Here is a 5,175-nt window from a genome sequence, read left to right on the forward strand (position 1 = left end):
GCCGAGGCCGGTCAGCAGCTCGAGGAGATCGTCACCCTCGAGGGCCGCCTGGACCTGGCCGTCGCGAGCGACGGTGTCCTCGACTTCACCGTACAAGCACGACTGACCCCCGAGCTCAGGCCGCTGGTACGTGCCTACCTGCACGCGGTCTCGGTGCCCGACTCTTCTGGCGAGATGCGGGTCCCGCACCCGGTGAACGTGTTCTGCGTCAAACGCAGCGACCTCTAAGCGCCGTCGCCCGGCTACTGGTCGGGTTCTCCTACTCGTCCTTCTTCTCACCCATCGGGACCTTCCGTGATCGGACGGCGCGGCAATTCGACGTGGCCGCAAATCCAACCGCTGAGGGCTACAGGCAGTTGTGCAGTTCGCCGGCGACCACGCTGTGCTGCGTGCGTGGGCGATCGGAGGGACCGGCGGTCATGGCGGGGCTTGCCAGACACATGGAGACCTCGATGGGATCGTGGTGGCTCAGCCCAGAGTTCGCTTGGCACCTTGGCCTGTGAGGATTTTCTCGCTGAACCTCGCTGAACAGCCACTGCTCGTCGCCGACCGTGCCGACGTCGGCGACGTGTTGGCCGAGGAGATCGATGAGGCCGACAGCGAAATGAATGACGCGTTCGGATCCATACTTCGGAGCGCGTATGTCAATCGTGCCGCCAGTCCTGGGTCGCCGCCGCCTCTAGCGGTGGTCGTTGCGCCAGCGGGCCACGGCAGGTGCTGCTGATCCCGGGAGTGCTGTGGCACGGTCGGCGGGTGCCACGATCTCGACAGTGATGCCTGACAAGATCCGGTAGGGGCGGGGCACGATGGCCGATCCGAGGACGCGCCGGAGCCTGGACACCTCGGCGCGCACCGTGACGGTGCGCGTGTGGTCGCCGAACAGGTCGTCCGCGAGCTCGGCGGCCGTTCGGCCGTGGGGGTGTGACATGAGGGCGAGGATGATCTCGCAGTGGCGGGGCGACGGCTCGTAGGCCCACGATCCGCCCCCGGCATCAAGTCGCAGTGCTGGCGTCGGCCCGGACACGTCGAGGGTCATCGCCGTCACGTCGTCGGGACGCTCACCGTGGTGGAGCAGCCGCAGGAGCCACCCGCCCGGTAGCGGCTCGGCGAACGCGAGCCCGTACGGCGGCAACCACAGGTCACCGCCGGGGAAGTCGACGGGCATCACGATGTGGTCAGGTGGCACGAAGCCGGTCGCGGCCGCAGTCATGCCGGCCGAGTTCACGACGAACGCGCGCCCGTCGAGGCGAGCAAGGAGCGGGGCAGCGAGTGAGCGCAGTCCGTGCAGCCGCAGGTCATGGGCCGACCGGAGCTCGAGCTCGGCGAGCCGCGCGGCCAGCGTGACGAGCGACAGCGTCCCCGCATGGACCGTGTGGACCGGTCCGCTGACGTCGACGACCCCGATGACCCGACCGCTCAGGGGGTCACGCAGCGGCGCTGCCGCGCACGTCCACGGGGTGTGGGTCTCGGCGTAGTGCTCGGCTGCGTGGATGTGCACCGGCGCCTCGTCGATGAGGCACGTGCCGATTGCGTTGGTCCCGACATTGCTCTCGGTCCACGCGCTGCCTCCCACGAACCCCAGCCCGTCGGCATGGTGGAGCACTCGGGTCAACCCTTCGCGCCACAGAACCCTCCCGTCGACATCCGCGACGACCATGAGCTGATCTGTTGCCTCGCAGGCAGGTATGAGGTGTTGGCGAAGCAGGGGCATGAGCGGGCGGGTGCCGCTGATCTCACGTCGACGCGCCAACTCATCGTTCGACAGAGGCGAAATCTCGGGTGCACCACCGGGAGTCAGTCCCTGTGCGCGCACCCTGCGCCACGACGCGCCGATGACCGTCCGAACGGCTCGCGCAGGGGGACGACCGGCGAGGACGGCGTCGCGCGTGAGGTGCGTCGCGCGGGTCAGGGCGTCAGAGTCACCGGCGGGTTCGCGCGCGGTGCGGCTCATCTGCCGATCGTAGCCCGGGCCAGGGTTGCGCCGAAGTTGCAACGTCTTGCAACCCTTTGCCACGTGGTGGATGTGGTGGTGTGCTGTGGGTCACACCTCTACCAAGGGAGCCACCCATGACTCAGACCATCGAGCGCGAGACCGGGTCGCAGACACCGCAGGAGAGGGTCGATGCGTGGTTGACAGGTTTCGAAGCCGCTCTCAGGGCGAGGGACGCCGAGGCGGCCGCCAGGTTCTTCGCTGCCGACAGCTACTGGCGTGACCTCGTCGCGTTCACCTGGAACATCAAGACCGTCGAGGGCCGGGACGGCGTGAAGCACATGCTTGGCGCTCAGCTCGACCACATAGATCCGTCAGGTTTCGCCACGAGCGAAGAGCCGACAGAGGCCGACGGCGTGACCGAGGCGTGGATCGACTTCGAGACGGCGACGGGCCGCGGCAAGGGGCACCTGCGGCTCAAAGGTGACGAGGCGTGGACGTTGCTCACCAGCTTGCGCGAGCTCAAGGGGTACGAGGAGAACCAGGGAGAGTCCCGCCCGCAGGGTGTCAGCCACGAGCTGTCCAAGGGTCGGTCGTCGTGGAAAGAGGTACGGGAGGCCGAGGAGGCAGACCTCGGTCACGGCACGCAGCCCTACGTCGTGGTCATCGGCGGCGGCCAGGGGGGCATCGCCCTCGGTGCGCGACTTCGCCAGCTCGGCGTCGCGGCGTTGGTGATCGACCGTCACGATCGGCCTGGCGACCAGTGGCGCTCGCGGTACAAGAGCTTGTGCCTGCACGACCCGGTCTGGTACGACCACCTGCCCTACCTGCCGTTTCCGAAGAACTGGCCCGTCTTCGCGCCCAAGGACAAGGTCGGCGACTGGCTGGAGATGTACAGCAAGGTCATGGAGGTGCCGTACTGGTCGCGCTCGACCGTCCGCGCGGCCTCGTACGACGAGGGCTCGAGCACGTGGAGCGTGACGGTCGATCGCGACGGCGAGTCGGTCGAGCTGCGTCCGACCCAGCTCGTGTTCGCGACGGGTATGTCGGGCAAGGCGAACATCCCAGACTTCCCCGGCATGGACGTCTTCCGCGGTGAGCAGCAGCACTCGAGCCAGCATCCCGGCCCCGAGGCGTACGCCGGCAAGAAGGTGGTGGTGATCGGTTCCAACAACTCCGCCTTCGACATCTGCGGCGCACTGTGGGAGAACGATGCCGACGTGACGATGGTCCAGCGATCGTCGACCCACATCGTGAAGTCGGCCTCGCTGATGGACATCGGGCTCGGCGACCTCTACTCCGAGCGTGCGGTGGAGTCCGGCGTGACGACCGACAAGGCCGACATGATCTTCGCGTCACTGCCCTACCGGATCATGCACGAGTTCCAGATCCCGCTCTACGAGCAGATGGCCGAGCGAGACAAGGATTTCTACGACCGTCTCGAGGCGGCCGGGTTCGATCATGACTGGGGCGACGACGGCTCGGGGCTGTTCATGAAGTACCTCCGCCGGGGCTCGGGCTACTACATCGACGTCGGTGCCGCCGAGCTCGTCGCGGACGGCAAGGTCAAGCTGGCCCACGGCCAGGTCGACCACCTGACCGAGAGCGCCGTCGTCCTTGAGGACGGCACCGAGCTCGAGGCCGACCTGGTGGTCTACGCAACCGGCTACGGCTCGATGAACGGGTGGGTCGCTGACGTCGTCGACCAACAGACCGCCGACAAGGTCGGCAAGTGCTGGGGGCTCGGTTCGGAGACCACCAAGGACCCCGGACCCTGGGAGGGCGAGCAGCGCAACATGTGGAAGCCGACTCGTCAGGCCAATCTGTGGATGCACGGTGGCAACCTTCACCAGTCGCGGCACTACTCGCTCTACCTGGCCCTGCAGCTCAAGGCCCGCTACGAGGGCATCCCCACACCGGTCTACGGGGAGCCGGAGGTGCATCACCTCGCCTGATCCGCTCCGGCCACCGCCTCCACCCACCAGAAGGAGCACCATCATGAAGGCTGCACGTTTCTACGGCCCCGGTGACATCCGGATCGATGACATTCCCGAGCCAGCGGTCCGGCCGGGCACCGTGAAGGTCGAGGTGGAGTGGTGCGGCATCTGCGGCACCGACCTCCATGAGTACCTCGACGGGCCGATCTTCGCGCCTGCTGCCGACGCGCCGCACCCCATCACGGGCGAGACCGTGCCGATCACGCTGGGCCACGAGTTCGCGGGCATCGTCCACGAGGTCGGCGAGGGCGTGACCGATGTGCATGTCGGTGACCGCGTCGTCGTCGAGCCCTACATCATCTGCGGGCATTGCGATGCGTGCCGCCAGGGCAAGTACAACGTCTGCGCGACCCTCGGCTTCGTCGGTCTGTCGGGCTACGGTGGCGGGTTCTCGCAGTTCGTCGTGGCCGGGCGCCGGTGGATCCACGCGCTCGGCGACCTCGACACGGACGTCGGCGCGTTGATCGAGCCACTTGCCGTCGCGTACCACGCAGTGCGGCTCTCGGGTGCCAAGCCGGGTCACTCGGCGCTCGTCTTCGGCGCCGGCCCGATCGGGCTCGTCACGACGGCGGGGCTACGGGCCTTCGGTGTTGACGACATCATCGTCGTGGAGCCGGCCGAGGTGCGAAAAGCCAAGGCGGGTCCGGCCGGGGCAGACCACATCATCGACCCGACCTCGACGGATGTCGTCGGCGAGGTCATGGAGCTCACGAAGGGCCGGGGCGCCGATGTCGCGTTCGAGTGCGCCGGCATCGACCAAGTGCTGAAGGCAGCCATCCAGTCGACCCGGGTCGGAGGCACGTGCGTCAACGTCGCCATCTGGGGTCACGAGGCCTCGGTGGCGATGAATGACCTCGTCTTCCGCGAGGTCAATCTGCTCGGCAGCCTGGCTTACGCAGGCGACCATCCCGCCACCATCGAGATGGTCGCGAGCGGCAAGGTCGACCCCCACCAGTTCATCACCGGGCGGATCGAGCTCGACGACATCGTCAAGAACGGCTTCGACGAGCTGATGAACAACAAGGAGGAGAACGTCAAGATCCTCGTCAAACCGTGAGCCACGGGCTGCGAGCGGGTCGACCCGGGGGACGCGTCCGCGGGGCGATCCGCCTTCAGCCTTTCGGGTGGCCGGTCATTCGCGAATCCGTTGGCTCACCTCTGCGCCGTGATGCCAGGGGTCTGGCGACGAGCAACCGCCTACGGTCTCTACCATCCAGTCATGGCCCTGTGGACTGATCGAGTACTTCC

Annotated in this window: 4 protein-coding genes; 3 read left to right on the forward strand and 1 reads right to left on the reverse strand. The window is 67.4% G+C overall.

All coding sequences use genetic code 11. The features are described 5' to 3' along the window. Nucleotides 1-228, forward strand: a 228-nt coding sequence (locus tag H7290_RS15740; protein ID WP_290514968.1) for a hypothetical protein, incomplete at its 5' end; no start/stop codon positions are given. A 451-nt stretch (nt 229-679) separates the two neighbouring features. Here H7290_RS15740 and H7290_RS15745 read toward each other — a convergent pair. After that, the gene (locus tag H7290_RS15745) at nt 680-1,951 is read right to left on the reverse strand and encodes a helix-turn-helix domain-containing protein (protein ID WP_290514969.1); all 1,272 of its coding nucleotides are present in this window, start codon (nt 1,949-1,951) and stop codon (nt 680-682) included. 116 nt (nt 1,952-2,067) lie between these two features. Here H7290_RS15745 and H7290_RS15750 point away from each other — a divergent pair, with 116 nt between their 5' ends. Then, nucleotides 2,068-3,885 (forward strand): NAD(P)/FAD-dependent oxidoreductase, encoded by a 1,818-nt coding sequence (locus H7290_RS15750; protein WP_290514970.1) that lies wholly within the window; start codon nt 2,068-2,070, stop codon nt 3,883-3,885. A gap of 43 nt (nt 3,886-3,928) precedes the next feature. Beyond that, complete coding sequence (locus tag H7290_RS15755) at nt 3,929-4,984, forward strand: 2,3-butanediol dehydrogenase (protein ID WP_290514971.1); 1,056 nt, start codon at nt 3,929-3,931, stop codon at nt 4,982-4,984. Nucleotides 4,985-5,175: the final 191 nt, after the last annotated feature.

This window comes from Aeromicrobium sp. (assembly GCF_014378035.1).
GTDB lineage: Bacteria > Actinomycetota > Actinomycetes > Propionibacteriales > Nocardioidaceae > Aeromicrobium.

What these genes read in the sequence shown, in the direction of transcription:
- H7290_RS15745 (WP_290514969.1), bottom strand. Translation starts at nt 1,951, where the DNA reads ATGAGCCGCACCGCGCGCGAACCCGCCGGTGACTCTGACGCCCTGACC.
- H7290_RS15750 (WP_290514970.1), top strand. Translation starts at nt 2,068, where the DNA reads ATGACTCAGACCATCGAGCGCGAGACCGGGTCGCAGACACCGCAGGAG.
- H7290_RS15755 (WP_290514971.1), top strand. Translation starts at nt 3,929, where the DNA reads ATGAAGGCTGCACGTTTCTACGGCCCCGGTGACATCCGGATCGATGAC.